15 protein-coding genes are annotated in these 18345 nt (G+C 55.5%); 13 read left to right on the top strand and 2 right to left on the bottom strand.

Features of this window, described 5'->3' with window-relative positions:
* The first annotated feature begins 110 nt into the window (after positions 1 to 110).
* From JS578_02155 to JS578_02130, 6 genes are read left to right on the top strand one after another with little or no spacing between them, the layout of a single operon-like run.
* A complete protein-coding gene (locus JS578_02155) occupies positions 111 to 1457 on the top strand; it encodes a Na(+)-translocating NADH-quinone reductase subunit A (GenBank protein ID QRX64084.1) in 1347 nt (448 codons plus the stop codon).
* A gap of 42 nt (positions 1458 to 1499) precedes the next feature.
* Entirely contained in the window at positions 1500 to 2714 is a 1215-nt protein-coding gene (locus tag JS578_02150; GenBank protein QRX64083.1) for an NADH:ubiquinone reductase (Na(+)-transporting) subunit B, read from the top strand.
* A gap of 44 nt (positions 2715 to 2758) precedes the next feature.
* Positions 2759 to 3469, top strand: a complete 711-nt coding sequence (gene nqrC, locus JS578_02145) for an NADH:ubiquinone reductase (Na(+)-transporting) subunit C (protein ID QRX64082.1) — start codon at positions 2759 to 2761, stop codon at positions 3467 to 3469.
* 27 nt (positions 3470 to 3496) lie between these two features.
* Positions 3497 to 4129: an NADH:ubiquinone reductase (Na(+)-transporting) subunit D gene (locus JS578_02140; GenBank protein QRX64081.1), complete on the top strand. Its 633-nt coding sequence runs from the start codon at positions 3497 to 3499 to the stop codon at positions 4127 to 4129.
* A 25-nt stretch (positions 4130 to 4154) separates the two neighbouring features.
* On the top strand, positions 4155 to 4769 hold the full coding sequence (gene nqrE, locus JS578_02135; GenBank protein QRX64080.1) for an NADH:ubiquinone reductase (Na(+)-transporting) subunit E: 615 nt from the start codon (positions 4155 to 4157) through the stop codon (positions 4767 to 4769).
* A gap of 49 nt (positions 4770 to 4818) precedes the next feature.
* Positions 4819 to 6093: an NADH:ubiquinone reductase (Na(+)-transporting) subunit F gene (locus JS578_02130; protein ID QRX64079.1), complete on the top strand. Its 1275-nt coding sequence runs from the start codon at positions 4819 to 4821 to the stop codon at positions 6091 to 6093.
* Positions 6094 to 6211: 118 nt separating this feature from the next.
* Here the strand turns inward: JS578_02130 and JS578_02125 are convergent, their stop codons facing one another.
* Both JS578_02125 and JS578_02120 read right to left on the bottom strand, forming a co-directional pair.
* Positions 6212 to 6799, bottom strand: coding sequence for an aminotransferase class IV (locus JS578_02125; GenBank protein QRX64078.1), 588 nt, complete (start codon positions 6797 to 6799; stop codon positions 6212 to 6214).
* Between the two features lie 4 nt (positions 6800 to 6803).
* On the bottom strand, positions 6804 to 7784 hold the full coding sequence (locus JS578_02120; GenBank protein QRX64077.1) for an aminodeoxychorismate synthase component I: 981 nt from the start codon (positions 7782 to 7784) through the stop codon (positions 6804 to 6806).
* A gap of 421 nt (positions 7785 to 8205) precedes the next feature.
* Between JS578_02120 and JS578_02115 the strand changes: the two genes are divergently transcribed.
* The 7 genes from JS578_02115 (at position 8206) to ilvB (ending at position 18322) form a co-directional block, all read left to right on the top strand.
* Positions 8206 to 9693, top strand: coding sequence for a 2-isopropylmalate synthase (locus JS578_02115; GenBank protein ID QRX64889.1), 1488 nt, complete (start codon positions 8206 to 8208; stop codon positions 9691 to 9693).
* Positions 9694 to 9746: 53 nt separating this feature from the next.
* The gene (gene leuC / locus JS578_02110; protein ID QRX64076.1) at positions 9747 to 11129 is read left to right on the top strand and encodes a 3-isopropylmalate dehydratase large subunit; all 1383 of its coding nucleotides are present in this window, start codon (positions 9747 to 9749) and stop codon (positions 11127 to 11129) included.
* A 54-nt stretch (positions 11130 to 11183) separates the two neighbouring features.
* Positions 11184 to 11780 (top strand): 3-isopropylmalate dehydratase small subunit, encoded by a 597-nt coding sequence (gene leuD / locus JS578_02105; GenBank protein QRX64075.1) that lies wholly within the window; start codon positions 11184 to 11186, stop codon positions 11778 to 11780.
* Positions 11781 to 11791: 11 nt separating this feature from the next.
* Complete coding sequence (locus tag JS578_02100) at positions 11792 to 13360, top strand: 2-isopropylmalate synthase (GenBank protein QRX64074.1); 1569 nt, start codon at positions 11792 to 11794, stop codon at positions 13358 to 13360.
* 88 nt (positions 13361 to 13448) lie between these two features.
* Complete coding sequence (gene leuB / locus JS578_02095; protein ID QRX64073.1) at positions 13449 to 14522, top strand: 3-isopropylmalate dehydrogenase; 1074 nt, start codon at positions 13449 to 13451, stop codon at positions 14520 to 14522.
* A 147-nt stretch (positions 14523 to 14669) separates the two neighbouring features.
* Positions 14670 to 16529 carry a dihydroxy-acid dehydratase gene (ilvD, locus tag JS578_02090; protein QRX64072.1) on the top strand — a complete coding sequence of 620 codons (1860 nt, stop codon included), beginning with the start codon at positions 14670 to 14672 and terminating at the stop codon, positions 16527 to 16529.
* Positions 16530 to 16570: 41 nt separating this feature from the next.
* Positions 16571 to 18322: a biosynthetic-type acetolactate synthase large subunit gene (gene ilvB / locus JS578_02085; GenBank protein QRX64071.1), complete on the top strand. Its 1752-nt coding sequence runs from the start codon at positions 16571 to 16573 to the stop codon at positions 18320 to 18322.
* Positions 18323 to 18345: the final 23 nt, after the last annotated feature.

Raw genomic sequence — 18345 nt, 5'->3', positions numbered from 1 at the left:
GCTCATTAAGGGGCACTGTTCCCTGGTTTATACACAGCTAACTAAAAACCTTTTGATAGACAATTGGTTACTCAAAAAGATCACTACAAGGTAACTTATTACACAACTATATGGCTAATCGAATTAAAATTAAGAAAGGCTTACGGATCCCTTTGTTGGGTGAGTGTGAGGAGACACTGCGCGGCACCGTGAAAAGCGAGGTGGTGCGGATCTGCCCTGAAGATTTTCAAGGCATCACTCCCAAGTTATCCGTCAAGGCGGGGGAAAGCGTGAAAGCCGGTGCGCCGCTCTTCTACGATAAGAACCATCCGGAAATGCTTTTTGCCTCACCGGTAAGTGGTGTGGTAACCAACATAGAACGGGGTGAGAAACGCCGTATCCTCTACATCGAGGTGAAGGCTGATGAAACCACCGAATATGTTGATTTCGGCAGCAAGAAACCGGCCACCCTCTCGGGTGCGGAGGTGAAGCAGGCGATCCTCGATGCCGGCATCTGGTTCCTCATCAGGCAACGCCCTTATGATGTGGTGGCTGCTCCCGACAAGGCTCCGCGCGATATCTTTGTCACCGGCTTCGACAGCGCTCCGCTTGCACCCAGCTACGATTTCCTGCTGCAGGGCCGTGAGGCTGATCTGCAGGCCGGATTTGATGCACTGGCAAAGCTTACTGCCGGAAAGGTATTTCTTTCCATCAGCCCAAAGAGCAGCAACAAGGGACTGTGTGAGGCGAAGAACGTTGTGATCAATGAGTTTGACGGCCCTCATCCGGCTGGCAACGTGGGTGTGCAGATCAACCGCCTTAAACCGGTGAACCGCGGTGAGACCGTATGGACACTCACTGCCCTCGATGTAGCCATCATCGGTCATTTCTTCAACAAGGGTATTGTAGACCTTACACGCATCGTGGCCCTTACCGGCTCAGAGGTGAAGCAGACAGGTTACTGGAAGATGGTGATTGGGACACAACTGAAGCAGCTCTTTCAAAACAACGTGACCGAAGGAATCTCACTTCGCTATATCAGCGGCAACCCGCTCACCGGTCAGAAGATCGACGCCGAGGGTGTGCTGCGTGCAGGCCACTCGCAGGTTACGGTCATCCCTGAGGGTGACGACGTGCATGAGGCGTTTGGCTGGGCATCACTTTCACCCAAGCGTTACAGTGCCGGGTGCACCTATCCCACGCTGAAGAAAGCCTACCGGATGGATGCCCGTGTGTTGGGCGGTCCCCGCGCCATCATCGTCTCCAACGAGTATGATAAGGTGTTCCCCATGGATATCTATCCCGAGCAGTTGATCAAGGCGATCATCGCTTTCAACATCGACAAGATGGAGGCACTTGGCATCTATGAGGTGGCTCCCGAGGATTTTGCCCTCTGCGAATTTGTCGATACCTCCAAGCTGGAGCTGCAGTACATTGTCCGCACCGGGCTCGACATGCTTCGCAAGGAGATGGAGTAACGGGAGGGAAACAAAGAATAATAACTACTAAAACATAGAACTTTGAAAGCGTTAAAAAACTATCTTGACAAGATAAAACCCAATTTCGAAGAGGGGGGGAAGCTGCATTGGCTCTATTCCACTTACGATGCGTTTGAGACGTTTCTGTTTGTACCCAACACCACTTCAAGGACGGGTGTGCATATCCATGATGCACGCGACTCCAAGCGCACCATGATTATCGTGATCCTTGCCCTGGTGCCGGCACTGCTGGTGGGCATGTATAACGTGGGGCTGCAACACTACATGGCCATTGGCCAGGAGATGTCGCTGCTCAACAGCTTCCTCTACGGGCTGATCGCCATGTTGCCGCTGATCGTGGTCTCCTACGTGGTTGGCCTCGGCATCGAGTTTGCCATGGCTCAGGTGAAAAAGGAAGAGGTTGCCGAAGGGTTCCTGGTCTCCGGGATGCTGATCCCGATGATTGTACCCATCGACACACCCCTCTGGATGGTGGCCGTGGCCACTGCCTTCTCGGTGATCTTCGCCAAGGAGGTGTTCGGCGGTACCGGATACAACATCTTCAACGTGGCACTCATCGCGCGTGCCTTCCTCTTCTTCTCCTATCCCTCCAAGATGTCGGGCGACCAGGTATGGGTGCGCACTGCAGACACCTTCGGTATGGGTAAGGGTACGGTGATCGACGGATACTCCGGTGCTACACCGCTGGGACAGATTGCCACCACCGATGCGGGCAGCTTTGGTGAGTTCACCTTCCAGGGTATCACCGGCAATCCACTTTCCATCAGTGACATGTTCTTCGGATTCATCCCCGGATCGGTGGGTGAGGTATCCACCTTCGCCATCCTCCTGGGTGCGCTAATCCTGATCGCCACCGGCGTGGGCAGCTGGAAAACCATGCTCTCCGTCTTCGTGGGCGGTGCAGTGAGTGTCCTGCTGGTAAATGCTTTTGCACAGAATGCCATGATGGAGATGCCCTTCTACTATCACTTCCTGCTGGGCGGCTTCGCCTTTGGTGCCGTCTTCATGGCCACCGACCCGGTGACATCGGCCCGCACTGAGAAAGGGAAGTGGATCTACGGATTCCTGATTGGGATGGTAGCGGTTGCCATCCGTGTCTTCAACCCCGGCTACCCGGAGGGGATGATGCTGGCGATCCTGCTGATCAACGCCTTTGCACCGCTCATCGACTTCTACGTGATCGATGCCAACATCAAATGGCGTGTGAAGCGTGCAACAGCATCATTGAAAGGTTAATGACTGAAACAGAATAAGCATCACGATTGTATAAATCAAACGATATGAACAGAGAAAACAGTGGATACACGATAATATACGCAGCTGTGATGGTGATCATCGTTGCACTGGGGCTGGCTTTCACACATCAGGCCCTGAGTGACCGGCAGACTGCCAACGTGAACATCGACAAGATGCAGCAGATCCTGCGCTCGCTCAACATTGATGCCTCTGCCGCCGAAGCACAGCAGAAGTATGATGAGCTGGTACAAAACGCCTACCTGATCACCCCCGACGGGATGAAGGTGGAGGGCAGTGAGGGTACCACCCCCGATGACCCCGCCTTTTCCACTGAGCTGGGCGACAAAAGCGCTGCTGGTCTGCCGGTCTATGAGGCTGAGGTGGATGGTTCGGTGAAGTACATCATCCCGATGGATGGTGCGGGATTGTGGGGCCCCATCTGGGGATATCTGGCCGTGGAAGCTGACGGCAGTACCATCTACGGTGCCGAGTTCGGCCACCAGGGCGAGACCCCGGGACTGGGTGCCGAGATTGTGACACCCTCCTTCCGGCAGCAGTTCGCCGGCAAGGAGCTGGTCAAGGATGGGCAGTTCCGCTCCGTGGCAGTGGTCAAGCCGGGCCAGACGGCTGCCGGCCGTGACTACGTGGACGGCATCTCCGGTGGGACCATCACCAGCAAGGGCGTGGATGCGATGCTGCTCAACAGCGTGGGACAATATAGTAACTTTTTGATGAATCTGAACACTGCCCAATGAGGTCAGTCGACATAAAAGAGTAAGATTATGGCATTATCAAATAAAACCAAAGCGGCCCTGCTGGGTCCCTTGAATAAGAATAACCCTGTGATCGTGCAGGTGCTCGGTATCTGTTCCGCGCTAGCGGTCACCTCCAAGCTGGAGCCCTCGCTGGTGATGGCGGTGGCGGTGACCATCGTGATGGCACTGGCCAATGTGATCATCTCCCTACTGCGCAAGACCATTCCCAACCGTATCCGTATCATCGTGCAGCTGGTGGTGATTGCCTCATTGGTGACCATCGTGAGTGAGGTGCTCAAAGCCTACGCCTACGATGTGAACAAGCAGCTCTCGGTGTTCGTGGGACTGATCGTGACCAACTGTATCCTGATGGGACGTCTCGAGGCGTTTGCTCTTGGCAACGGCCCCTGGCCCTCTTTCCTCGATGGCATCGGCAACGGGCTCGGCTATGGCTGGATCCTGGTGGCCGTAGGCTTCTTCCGCGAGCTGCTCGGCTCGGGTGAGCTGCTGGGATACAAGGTGATCCCCCAGCTCATGTATGACGCAGGTTACGAGAACAACGGTCTGATGGTGCTGGCACCGATGGCGCTGATGCTGGTGGCGGTGATTATCTGGGTACACCGGGCCCGCAACAGGGACTTGCAGGAAGAAACCAATTAACTGAACAACAAAAAAAACTATATATATGGATGCAATTAGTTTGATTGTCCGGTCGATGTTCGTCGACAACATGGTATTCGCATACTTCCTGGGGATGTGCTCCTTCCTGGCGGTATCGAAGAACGTGAAGACAGCCCTGGGACTCGGTATCGCCGTCACCTTCGTACTGGTGATCACGGTGCCTGTCAACTTCCTGCTGGAAAACCATGTGCTCAAGGCCGGTGCCCTTTCATGGCTGGGTGAGGAGTACGCCACTGTGGACCTGAGTGTCTTCAGTCTGCTTATCTTCATCGCTGTCATCGCCTCTATCGTACAGCTGGTGGAGATGATCATCGAGAAATTCAGCCCCGCGCTCTACGCCTCCCTCGGCATCTTCCTGCCGCTGATCGCCGTGAACTGCGCCATCCTGGGGGGATCGCTCTTCATGCAGCAACGTGAGTTTGCCAACATCGGCATGGCAACCGCCTACGGCTTCGGCTCCGGTATCGGCTGGCTGCTCGCTATCGTGGGTCTGGCTGCCATCCGCGAGAAGCTGGAATACTCGCACGTGCCCAAACCGCTCAAGGGGTTGGGTATCACCTTTATTGTGACGGCGCTGATGGCCATCGGCTTCATGAGCTTCTCCGGGATCAATATTTAAACAACAACAGACAGTAACAAAGTAAAGAAATAAAATAAAATACATAAGTATGAATGTATTATTGAGTGCGGGCGGACTGACCATATGGGCGAGTGTCATCGTATTCCTGCTGGTCATTCTGGTCCTGGTAGTGATCATCCTGGTAGCAAAGGCTAAGCTGATGCCCTCGGGCAATGTCAAGATCACCGTGAATGAAGATAAAGAGTTGGAGGTGCCGATGGGCAGCACACTGCTCAACACCCTGCAGTCGCAGGACATCTATCTCTCTTCTGCCTGCGGTGGTGGTGGCACCTGTGGCGAGTGCCGCTGTCGCATAATAGAAGGTGGTGGTGAGATCCTTCCTACCGAGAAGGGACATTTCAGTCGCAAGGAGCAGCTGAACAACTGGCGCCTGAGCTGTCAGGTGAAGGTGAAGGAAGATCTGTCCATCGTTATCCCTGAAGAGGTCTTCGGCATTAAGGAGTGGGAGTGTGAGGTGATCTCCAACAAGAACGTGGCCTCGTTCATCAAAGAGTTTGTGGTGAAGCTGCCCGAAGGAGAGAAGCTCAATTTCAAGCCCGGCTCCTACAGCCAGATCAGGGTACCCAAATATGACCAGATCAGATATTCCGATTTCGATATCGATGAAGAGTACAAGGGCGACTGGGATAAGTTCAAGATGTGGGATCTGACGGCGAAGAACGAGGAAGACACGGTACGTGCCTACTCCATGGCCAATTATCCCGCCGAGGGGAACGTCATCATGCTTAACGTGCGTGTGGCCACTCCACCATTCGACCGTGCCAAGGGCAGCTGGATGAATGTGAACCCGGGGATCGTATCCTCCTACATCTTCAGCCTGAAGCCGGGCGACAAGGTGATGATATCGGGTCCCTATGGTGAATTTCACCCCATCCTCGACAGCAAGAGAGAGATGCTCTGGGTGGGTGGTGGTGCCGGTATGGCGCCGCTCCGTGCACAGATCATGCACCTGACCAAGACGCTCAAAATTACAGACCGGAAGATGTCCTACTTCTACGGTGCCCGTGCACTGGTGGAAGCCTTCTACCTTGAAGATTTCTACGAACTGGAACGCGAGTTCCCCAACTTCTCGTTCCACCTGGCACTAGACCGTCCCGACCCGGCAGCCGATGCCGCCGGTGTGAAGTACACCCCGGGCTTCGTGCACCAGGTGATTCACGATACCTACCTGAAGGATCACGACGCACCAGAAGATATCGAGTACTACATGTGCGGTCCCGGCCCGATGGCTGCCGCCGTACAGCGTATGCTGGACGATCTGGGCGTGCCGCCTGAGATGATCATGTTCGATGATTTCGGATAATGAAAGTGATCAGTAGTCATTGATCAGTTTTTAGAAATGGAAGTTTGAAAAGTGCAGCAGTAAGGCTGTGAATATATAGAAAGAAACGGTGCTCCCGAAAGGGGGTACCGTTTTTTCATTACCAGTGAATGTGATGGATGGCGATTGAGGGTGTCTCACCAATCTCAAGCAGGGCGTTGATCTGCAGGAGGCGGTCGTATCGCTGCAGATCGGTTGCCCGAATCTCTCTTTCTTTGATTCTCCCGCTCCGAAGCAGTTGCTGCCGGCGGGTGCCGTTGAGCAGATAACTATTGGGCGTGTAAAAATGCTCTCCCTGCTGCAACACCACATTGCTGTAAGATGTGTCGGTGATCAGCCCGTCGCGGACGATCAAGATATCATCACAATCTCCTTTCTGTTTCAACATTTCCTCTAAAGCTGACCGGTCGGCATACTTGAATGCATAATCTGGATCTCCCTCCACCAGGCGGAGCGATTGCACCTTTTTGGGTTGGTAGGGCAGAAACTCCATGGTCTCGATCTCCTCCCGGTAAAGGATGCGCCATTTCACTTTGCCGTGGGTGAGGTGGCTTGGCAGTATTGATGAGATGCCGGGCAGCTCCGGTAATCTGAAGCCGTGGTGCAGGGCGGTGAGGCGCATCCGTTCGATGTGTGCCTCCAGATTCTCGGGCTGGCCGTCGTTGATACAGATCGATTCGAGGAACATAGTGTCAGGAGGATTGAAAGGGTAAATAAACTTTCTGTATCGCTTCGTCATATTCACTCCGGCTGTCGCTTTGGGCGGTGATGCCCCCGCCACTGCGGAAGAAATGTTGCACTCCCCGTTCTTCGATAAAGCGTATCATCACAAAGGTGTTGAGTGATTCGCCGTCGTAGTAGCCCGCCACGCCGCAGTAATAGCCGCGGGGCTCCCCTTCAGCCGCACCAATCAGTCGTAGGGTCGCCTCCTTGGGTGCCCCCGACACGGAGCCGGCCGGTAGCAGCTTGAAGAGGAGGCTGCCCAGTTGTTCCCGATAACGATCCGGGAGGGTGCCTTCAATCTCGGAGCTCACCTGTAGGATCTCACCCTTGCTTGTTTGCACCCTATCCAGGTAGCGGAAGCGTTTCACGTTGACTTCGGTGGCCACACAACTCAGGTCGTTGCGCAGCAGGTCGACGGTGGTATTATGCTCCGCTCTCTCCTTGGGGTCGCTCAGGATGATCTCCCCTGCACCGGGCCGCGAGGCATCGATGGTGCCCTTCATCGGGAAGGTGGCGATGCGTCCCTCCTTCAGGGTGACGAAGCACTCGGGAGAAAAGCAAACAAAGCTGCCGGGAATCAGTAGGCGGTAGCGGGCCTTGCTGTGGAGGAAGACTTCCTCAAGGGTGAGTGACGTTCGCAGTGGTGTGCTGATGGTGAGGTTGGTGAGATAGCTGTCGCCGCGGCGCAGACCATGCATCACCGTCTCAAACCGTTTTTGGTAGGTTGTAAACGGTTCCGGCTCCGCCTCAAAGCGAAATGAGGGCATACGATCCGGGAAGGTGGGAGCGTTGCCCTGCCCGTCGATATCGAACAGCACCTCCTGCTGCGACAGTGGATGGGGGAGAAAGAATCCCTCCTCTCCCTCGAACGTCACACCGAAGAGAAAAGGACTTCCTGCCCGCCCTGCTTCGTTCATTTTTTGCCTGATCACATCCCTCTTGTAGAACATGGTGCAAAAATAAACCATTTTTGAGGAAATTCCCCGCCTTTGTCCTCTTTGTTGCCTAAAATGTTGTGAGGAAGTTTAATGGATTGATTTTGTGTAGTGTTATAGCTGTTAATTGTGTTAAATGAAAAGAAAAAGAGGGCTAAGGTTGTCGAAGTGTAAACAAAAAAGCAAAAAATATTACGAAATATTTTGCCGGTTCATTTATTTGGCTTTACTTTGCAACCATCAAACAAGAAAAATTGAAACTGTCGTATGATCCGCAATATTGATATTCTAGTCATTTCTATTCTACTTCTGGAAGACTTCAGAGGGTGAGACTGGCATATCATATCGTATACTGACGCAGATAAAAAATAAGATGACCTTTCTCACCCGGTGAGAAAGGTTTTTTTTTAGGTTATGACCAATCAATAGAATAATAATAATGGAACGCATTTTTATTTTTGACACCACTTTAAGAGACGGGGAACAGGTTCCCGGCTGTCAGCTGAACACCATTGAGAAGATCCAGATCGCACAGGCGCTGGAGCTGCTGGGGGTGGATGTGATAGAAGCCGGCTTCCCGGTATCGAGCCCGGGTGATTTCAACTCGGTGGTGGAGATCTCCAAGGCAGTGACCTGGCCCACCATCTGCGCGCTGACCCGCGCCGTGGAGAAGGATATCGAGGTGGCTGCCGAGTCGCTCAAGTATGCCAAGCGGAAAAGAATCCACACAGGCATCGGCACCTCCGACAGCCATATCAAGTATAAGTTCAACTCCAACCGCGAGGAGATCATCGAGCGGGCGGTGAAGGCTGTGAAGTATGCCCGCCGTTTCGTGGATGATGTAGAGTTCTATGCGGAGGATGCGGGACGCACTGACAATGAGTACCTGGCCCGCGTGGTGCAGGAGGTTGTGAACGCCGGTGCTACCGTGGTGAACATCCCCGACACCACCGGCTACTGCTTCCCGGATGAGTATGGAGCCAAGATCAGCTACCTTGTCAACAACGTCGACATGAAGAATGCGATCCTCTCCACCCACTGCCACCAGGACCTGGGCATGGCCACCGCCAACACCCTTTCGGGTGTGATCAACGGGGCCCGTCAGGTGGAGGTGACCATCAACGGCATTGGCGAACGGGCCGGTAACACTTCGCTCGAAGAGGTGGTGATGGCGCTCAAGAGTCACAAGGACCGCGGTTTCGATACCAACATCAACACGCAGCACATCTACTCCACGAGCCGCATGGTATCCAGCCTGATGAACATGCCGGTACAGCCCAACAAGGCGATCGTAGGACGCAACGCCTTCGCACACTCCTCCGGTATCCACCAGGACGGGGTACTGAAGAACGTGGAGACCTATGAGATCATCAACCCCAAGGATGTGGGCATCGACGACAACGCCATTGTGCTGACCGCCCGCAGCGGCCGCGCTGCCCTGAAGAACCGCCTCAACCTGCTGGGTGTGAAGCTGGAATCGGAGGAGCTGGACAAGGTGTACCAGCAGTTCCTCGAGCTGGCGGACAAGAAGAAGAACGTGAACGACGACGATGTCCTGATGCTGGTAGGCAGGGAGTCACGCCTTCACCGCATCAAGGTGGAGTACCTGCAGGTGATCTGTGGCATCGGCGTACGCGATGTGGCGAGCCTCTGCCTCAACATCTCCGGTGAGCGATTCGAAGCCACTGCCAGTGGCAATGGTCCCGTGGATGCGGCCATCCGTGCGGTGAAGAACATCATCAAAAGAAAAATAAAGATCCAGGAGTTTCTGATCCAGGCCATCGACCACGGCAGTGATGACATCGGTAAGGTGCACATGCAGGTGGAACACAATGGCAACCTATACTACGGTTTCGCCGCCAACACTGATATCGTGGCTGCCTCGGTGGAGGCATTCATCGATGCAGTAAATAAGTTTGGGTAAATAGGAGTAAGTTATCAATAGTCAGATATCAACAAATCAACAAATCAACATAAATGAAGACTCTTTTCGACAAAATCTGGGATGCGCACGTGGTGACCACCGTGCAGGATGGTCCCACGCAATTATACATTGATAGACATCTCTGTCACGAAGTTACCAGTCCACAGGCATTCGCCGGTCTCCGCAACCGGGGATTGAGCGTCTACCGCCCGGAGCAGACCACGCTCACGGCGGACCACAACATCCCCACCATGGGACAGGATCAGCCCATCCGCGACCAGATCTCGCGCTTTCAGGTAGACACGCTGGCGAAGAACGCCCGTGACTACAAGCTCACCTACTATGGCCTCAACAACCCGAAGAACGGCATCGTCCATGTAATCGGTCCCGAGAACGGTTACACCCAGCCGGGGATGACCATCGTCTGCGGCGACAGCCACACCTCCACGCACGGTGCCTTCGGGGCCATCGCCTTCGGTATCGGCACCAGCGAGGTGGAGATGGTGCTGGCATCACAGTGTATCCTGCAAACCAGACCGAAAACCATGCGGATCAATTTCGAGGGGAAACTGAACGAGCATGTCAGTGCCAAGGATATGGCGCTCTACATGATCTCACAGCTCACCACCGGCGGTGCCACCGGGTACTTCGTGGAGTATGCAGGTGAGGCAGTGCGCAACCTCACCATGGAGGAAAGGATGACACTCTGTAACTTGAGCATCGAGATGGGTGCCCGCGGGGGACTGGTGGCACCCGATGAGACCACCTTCAACTACATCCGCGGTCGTGAGTTTGCACCCAAGGGTGAGCGCTGGGAGGAGGCCATGGCCTACTGGCAGACGCTGCATACCGATGAGGGAGCACAATTCGACAAGGAGGTGACCTTCGACGTATCACAAATCAAGCCGATGATCACCTATGGCACCAACCCCGGTATGGGGATGCCGATCGACGGCACCATACCTACACTCGACGAGATAGATGAGGCGGGACAGATCTCCTTCGAGAAGTCGCTCCGCTACATGGGCTTCGAGCCGGGAGAGAAGCTGGAAGGGAAGCAGATCGATTATGTCTTCCTGGGCAGCTGCACCAACGGCCGCATTGAGGACTTCCGCGTCTTCGCCGACTACGTGAAGGGCAGAAAAAAGGCGGACAACGTGACTGCCTGGCTGGTACCGGGAAGTTGGCAGGTGCGCAAGCAGATCGAGGCCGAGGGTCTCGACAAGATACTGGAAGAGGCCGGCTTCGCACTTCGCCAACCGGGCTGCTCCGCCTGTCTGGCCATGAACGATGACAAGGTGCCCGCCGGCAAGTACGCCGTCTCCACCTCCAACCGCAACTTCGAAGGACGACAGGGTCCCGGTGCACGCACCATCCTGGCAGGACCGCTGGTGGCGGCCGCAGCGGCGGTAAATGGCAAAATCACACAGCCTTAAGAAAGCGGTCAGTGATCAGTTATCAGCAAAAAGATATTAGTAACAAGAAAGAAAATGGAAAAGTTTCAGACAATCACATCTACATATGTGCCACTTCCAATTGAGAACGTGGACACCGACCAGATCATCCCGGCCCGCTTCCTGAAGGCCACCACACGCGACGGCTTCGGCGACAACCTCTTCGCCGACTGGCGCTACGACAAGGAGGGCAACCCCAAGGCAGACTTCGTGCTGAACGACCCCACCTACAGCGGTGAGGTGCTGGTGGCAGGTAAGAACTTCGGTAGCGGCAGCAGCCGCGAGCATGCCGCCTGGGCCATTGGAGGCTACGGCTTCAGGGTGGTGGTATCGAGCTTCTTCGCCGACATCTTCCGCAACAACGCCCTTAACAACGGTATCCTGCCGGTAGTGGTGAGCGAATCATTTCTGCGTGGTCTTTTCAATGCCTCGAAAGCCGATCCCAAAAGCAGCGTCACAGTCAACCTGGAAGAACAGACCATCACCAACAACGCCACGGGTGAGCGCGAGCAGTTCGAGATCAACACCTACAAGAAGGAATGCCTGCTCAAGGGGCTCGACGATATCGACTTCCTCCTATCCAACAAAGACAAGATAGAGGCGTATGAACAGCAACGCCCATATGCTTACTAATCCCAAATGAGATGAAAGCGGTAGCTGAGAAGAGAAGAATAGAGATCATAGATACCACGCTTCGCGATGGGGAGCAGACCTCCGGTGTATCCTTTGCAACTCAGGAGAAGGTGAGCGTTGTGAGCCTTCTGCTGGAAGAGCTGAAGGTAGACCGCGTGGAGATCGCCTCAGCCCGTGTCTCGGAAGGTGAGTTCCGCTCGGTACAGAAGATGGCGAAGTGGGCTGCCGCCCACGGCTACCTGGACAGGCTGGAGGTGCTCGGCTTCGTAGATGGAGGTACTTCGCTCGAGTGGATCTCCAATGCTGGCTGTCGTGTGGTGAACCTGCTCTGCAAAGGGTCGCTCAAGCACTGCACCTGGCAGTTGCGCAAAACGGTGGAGGAACACCTGGCCGATGTGAAGAAGACAATCGCCATGGCGAAAGAGAAAGGGATGACGGTGAATCTCTACCTGGAGGACTGGTCCAACGGAATGCGCGACTCGAAGGAGTATGTCTTCCAGATGATGGACGGGCTCAAGGATGAGCCGGTGACCCGCTTCATGCTACCCGACACGCTGGGGGTGCTCAACCCCGATGAGGCATACCAGTTCTGCAGCGAGATGATTGCCCGCTACCCGTCGCTACATTTCGACTTTCATGCACACAACGACTACGACCTGGCGGTAGCCAACGTATACAATGCTCTCAAGGCGGGTGTGAAAGGGGTACATGTCACGGTGAACGGTCTGGGTGAACGTGCAGGTAACGCACCGCTCACCAGCGTGGTGGCGCTGATCCATGACCACCTGGAACTGGAGACCGGCATCGATGAGTCGCACCTCTACAACGTAAGCAAGGTGGTGGAGACCTACTCGGGCGTGCGAATACCCAAAAACCGTCCCATCATCGGCGACAATGTCTTCACGCAGGTGGCTGGTGTCCATGCTGATGGCGACAAGAAGAAAAACCTATACTACAACGACCTGATGCCGGAGCGCTTCGGCCGATTCCGCGAGTATGCCCTGGGCAAGAACGCCGGCAAGTCGAACATCATCAAGAACCTCGAGACCCTGGGCATCGAACTGGACGACGAGTCCACCCGCAAGGTGACAGCCCGCATCATCGAACTGGGCGACAAGAAAGAGATCGTGAACCTGGACGAGCTGCCCTACATCGTCTCCGATGTGCTCAAGAACGGTCTCGAAAACAAGGATATCCAGATGCTGAACTACTCGCTCACGCTGACCGACGGGTTGCGACCCACCGCCACGGTGAAGCTCAGCATCAAAGGTGAGATCTACCAGGAGACGGCTGCCGGTGATGGCCAGTACCACGCATTCTCAAAGGCGATGTACAAGATCTACCGCAAACTGAACAAGGAGACACCGGAGCTGATCGACTACGAAGTGGTAATCCCACCCGGAGGCCAGACCAACGCTTACGTGCAGACAATCATCACATGGAAGTTCGACGGCAAGGTATTCAAGACCCGTGCCCTCGATATCGACCAGACGGTGGCGGCCATCAAGGCGACATTGAAGATGCTGAACATGATCGAGAACGGGAACATACCCAACATGAATTATTTGCAGTTGCCGTGATCAGTTGTCGGTTTTGGAAGAGAAAAACTGGCAGGTGCAGGAGAATAGATTATTTTTGTGAACAATTATAGAGAATAGAACAAACAATATGGAGTTAAAGATAGCAGTACTGGCGGGCGACGGAATAGGCCCGGAAATCATGGAGCAAGCACTGGAGGTGACCAAAGCCGTATGTGCAAGGAAGGGACACACACTCTCACTGAAGGAAGGAATCGTGGGCGCCTTCGCCATCGATGCCACAGGTGATCCCTACCCGGAGGCTACTCACAACCTCTGCATGGAGAGCGATGCCGTGCTCTTTGGCGCCATCGGTGATCCGAAGTATGACAACAACCCCAACGCGAAAGTACGTCCCGAGCAGGGATTGCTCCGCATGCGCAAGCAGCTGGGCCTCTATGGCAACATCCGTCCCGTGATGACCTTTCCCTCGCTGATCCACAAGTCACCCCTGCGGGCGGACCTGGTGGAGGGTGCCGATTTCGTCTGCATTCGTGAGCTGACCGGCGGCATGTACTTCGGACAGCCGCAGGGACGCAGTGAGGATGGCAACACCGCCTACGACACCTGCATCTACACCCGCGAGGAGGTGGAACGAATCCTCCACCTGGCCTACAAGTTCGCCGGACAACGACGCAAGAAGCTGACGGTGGTGGACAAGGCCAACGTGATTGCCACCTCCCGTCTCTGGCGCCAGATTGCCCAGGAGATCGCTCCTCAGTACCCCGACATCGAAACCGACTTCCTCTTCGTGGACAATGCCGCCATGCGCATCATCCAGTGGCCGAAGAGCTTCGACGTGCTGGTGACCGAGAACCTGTTTGGCGACATCCTCACCGACGAGGCCTCGGTGATCACCGGGTCGCTGGGATTGCTCCCCTCCGCCTCAATGGGGATCCACACTTCGCTCTTCGAACCGATACACGGCTCCTATCCGCAGGCTGCAGGTAAGAACATTGCCAACCCCCTGGCGATGATCCTCTCGGTCGCCCTGATGTTCGAATATGGCTTCGCCCTGATGGAGGAAGGTGCGATGATCCGCGAGGCTGTAAACGCCAGCATGGAAGCGGGCATCGTCACGGAGGATATTGCCGACGGCGGCAAGGCATACAGCACCAGCGAGGTAGGGAGCTGGATAAAGGAATATTTGGTTCAAGGTTCATAGTTCAAAGTTCACAGTTCACGGTTTCCAAACGTCAAACAAAGAACGTCAAACAAAGAACGTCAAACAAAGAACGTCAAACAAAGAACCTCAAACCAAGAACGAAAAACAACAACGTACCAACGCATCAACCAAACAACGGATAGTATAATGAGCAACAACAATCATACAGGAGCAACGGGCAAGAAGGACCACCTGCGCAGTGCGACCAGCACGCAGGGACGACTGATGGCCGGGGCACGGGCGCTCTGGCATGCCAATGGAATGACTCGTAGCCAGATGGGCAAGCCCATCATCGCCATCGCCAACTCCTTTACCCAGTTCGTACCGGGACACGTGCATCTGCACGACATCGGTCAGCTGGTGAAGCAGGAGGTGGAGAAGCTGGGATGCTTCGCTGCCGAGTTCAACACCATCGCCGTGGACGACGGCATCGCCATGGGACATGACGGCATGCTCTACTCGCTGCCTTCGCGCGACCTGATTGCCGATTCGGTGGAGTACATGGTGAACGCCCACAAGGCAGACGCGCTGGTTTGCATCAGCAACTGCGACAAGATCACACCGGGGATGCTGATGGCCGCGATGCGACTCAACATACCTACCATCTTCGTCTCCGGGGGACCGATGGAGGCTGGTAAGATCGGCGACCAGCAGATCGACCTGATCGACGCCATGATTGAATCGGCCGATGAGAATGTCCCCGACGAGCGGATATCACAACTCGAGGAGCTGGCCTGTCCCACCTGTGGCTCCTGCTCCGGCATGTTTACCGCCAACTCGATGAACTGCCTCAACGAGGCAATAGGCCTGGCGCTGCCGGGCAACGGCACGGTGCTGGCCACCCACGTGAACCGGAAGCAGCTCTTCGTGGATGCTGCCCGCCAGATCGTGGAGAACGCTTACAAATATTACTTCGATGGCGACGAAAGCGTGCTGCCCCGGAACATCGCTTGTCGCAACTCCTTCCTCAACGCCATGACGCTCGATATCGCCATGGGGGGATCGACAAACACCATCCTTCACACGCTGGCCATCGCCCACGAGGGGGAGATCGACTTCACGCTCGACGACATCGAATCGCTTTCGCGGCGGGTACCCTGCATCTGCAAGGTGGCCCCCAACTCCGATAAATACCACATCCAGGATGTGAACCGCGCCGGCGGCATCATGGGCATCCTGGGTGAGCTGGCCAAAGCGGGATTGCTGGAGACCAATGTGAGCCGTGCCGACGGCATGACGCTAGCCGAGGCTATCAGCAAGTATGACATCACAAAAGCAACACCCGATGCGGAAGCGCTGCGGATCTACTCCTCGGCACCGGGCAACCGTCGCAACCTAGTGATGGGTTCGCAGGATGCACGCTTCCGGGAGCTGGACAGCGACCGCGAGGGGGGCTGCATCCGCACCGTGGCAAATGCCTACACCAAGGACGGGGGACTGGCCATCCTGCGGGGCAACATCGCTGCAGACGGCTGCGTGGTGAAGACCGCAGGGGTGAAGGAGAGCATCTGGAAGTTCAGTGGCCGGGCAAAGGTATTCCACTCGCAGGATGATGCCGTGAGGGGGATTCTTCGTGGTGACGTAGAAGCAGGCCACGTGGTGGTGATCATATACGAGGGTCCCAAGGGCGGCCCCGGCATGCAGGAGATGCTTTATCCCACCTCCTACATCAAGTCGAAAAAGCTGGGAGAACAGTGTGCCCTGATCACCGACGGACGTTTCTCCGGCGGTACCTCGGGACTCTCCATCGGCCATATCTCGCCCGAGGCGGCAGCCGGCGGCAACATCGGACTGGTACGTGAGGGCGATCTCATAGAGATTGATATCCCGGCACGCAGCATTAACGTGATGATCAGCGATGAGGAGCTGGCCGAACGGCGCCGCAACGAGGAAGCCAAAGGGGCGGAAGCCTTCAGGCCCGATCGTGTGCGCAACGTCTCCAAGGCGCTGCGGAGCTATGCGGCATTTGTCACCTCCGCCGACAAGGGAGCAGTCAGAATCGTGTAAAGTATAAGGATTTAGGTTTCAACATATAAAGTTTAGGTTCTATGAACAAAGTCAATCAATCACCAGCCATTGTTTCCCCCTCCGCGGAAGCACAACCCATCTCGGGGAGTGAGATCCTGATCCGCTCGTTGCTGGCGGAAGGGGTGGAGACAATCTTCGGCTATCCGGGCGGGGCGATCATGCCCGTGTTCGATGCACTGTACGACCACAAAGAGAGAATCAAACATATCCTGGTGCGCCACGAACAGGGGGCGGTGCACGCAGCACAGGGCTACGCACGTGTCTCCGACAAGGTGGGGGTGGCACTTGTCACCTCGGGCCCCGGTGCCACCAACGCCATCACCGGCATCACCGATGCCATGATGGACAGCACCCCGCTGGTGGTGATCTCGGGACAGGTGATCTCTAGCCTGCTGGGATCAGATGCCTTTCAGGAGGCCGATGTGATCGGCATCACCCAGCCCATCACCAAGTGGGCCTACCAGATCCGCCGCGTGGAGGATATCGCCTGGGCGGTGTCGCGCGCGTTCCACATCGCGGCCAGCGGTCGCCCCGGGCCGGTGGTGCTCGACATCGCCAAGGATACGCAGGTGAACAAATGCATCTTCGACTATCAGAAGACATCGTTCCTGCGGAGCTACCAGCCTGTACCCGAAATGGATGAAGAAAGAATACGCCTGGCTGTCGAACTAATCAACAATGCCAAGAAGCCCTATGCCCTGGTGGGTCAGGGTGTGATTCTCGGGCATGCCGAAAAGGAGCTGGTTGCCTTCCTGGAGAAGGCCGATGTGCCTTTCGCATCAACCATTCTGGGACTGTCGGCCGTACCTACCAACCATCCGCTCAATTGCGGCATGCTCGGCATGCATGGCAACGTGGCACCCAACCTGAAGACCAACGAGTGCGACGTGCTGATCGCAATTGGGATGCGGTTCGACGACCGTGTGACGGGCGACCTGAAGACCTATGCCAAACAGGCGAAGGTGATCCACTTCGACATCGACCCGGCGGAGATCAACAAGAACGTACAAACAACCGTGAAGGTGGTGGGCGACGTGAAGCAGACCCTGCCCAAAGTGACAGAGTACCTCCAAAAGGGCTCTCACCAGGAGTGGCGGGCGGAGTTCAAACCGTTCGATAAGAAGGAGTTTGAGACAGTAATCAGCAATGAGCTTTATCCTGAAACGGGACCCATCAAGATGGGCGAGGTGGTGAACAAGGTAACGGAGGCAACCCACAACAGCGCCATCTGTGTGACCGACGTGGGGCAGCATCAGATGATGAGCACCCGTTACTTCAAGTACACCCAGTCGCGCAGCCTCGTTACTTCGGGTGGCCTGGGTACCATGGGCTTCGGCCTGCCTGCCGGCATCGGTGCCAAGTATGGGGCTCCCGACCGTACCGTCTGCATTTTCGTAGGCGACGGCGGCCTGCAAATGACCATCCAGGAGTTCGGCACCATCCTCGAGTATGGTGTGGATGTGAAGATCATCCTGCTCAACAACAACTATCTGGGCATGGTGCGCCAGTGGCAGGAGCTCTTCTTTGATGAGCGCTACTCCGAGACGCACCTCAAGAACCCCGATTTCATCAAGATCGCCGATGCCTACAACATCAGGGGGTGCAAGGTGACCGAACGTGAGGAACTGGACGGTGCCATCGATGAGATGCTGTCGCACAAGGGTGCCTACCTGCTGGAGGTGGTGGTGGAGACCAAGGGAATGGTCTATCCCATGATACCCTCGGGGGGATGTGTCACCAATATCCTGCTGGGAAATGGGTATAAGCTGTAAGTGAGCAGTGACCAGCTAGCAGC

It is taken from the genome of Dysgonomonadaceae bacterium zrk40, assembly GCA_016916535.1.
GTDB lineage: Bacteria > Bacteroidota > Bacteroidia > Bacteroidales > Dysgonomonadaceae > Proteiniphilum.
Note: the sequence above shows the minus strand (reverse complement) of the source record. Positions and strands in the feature narration are given on the sequence as shown.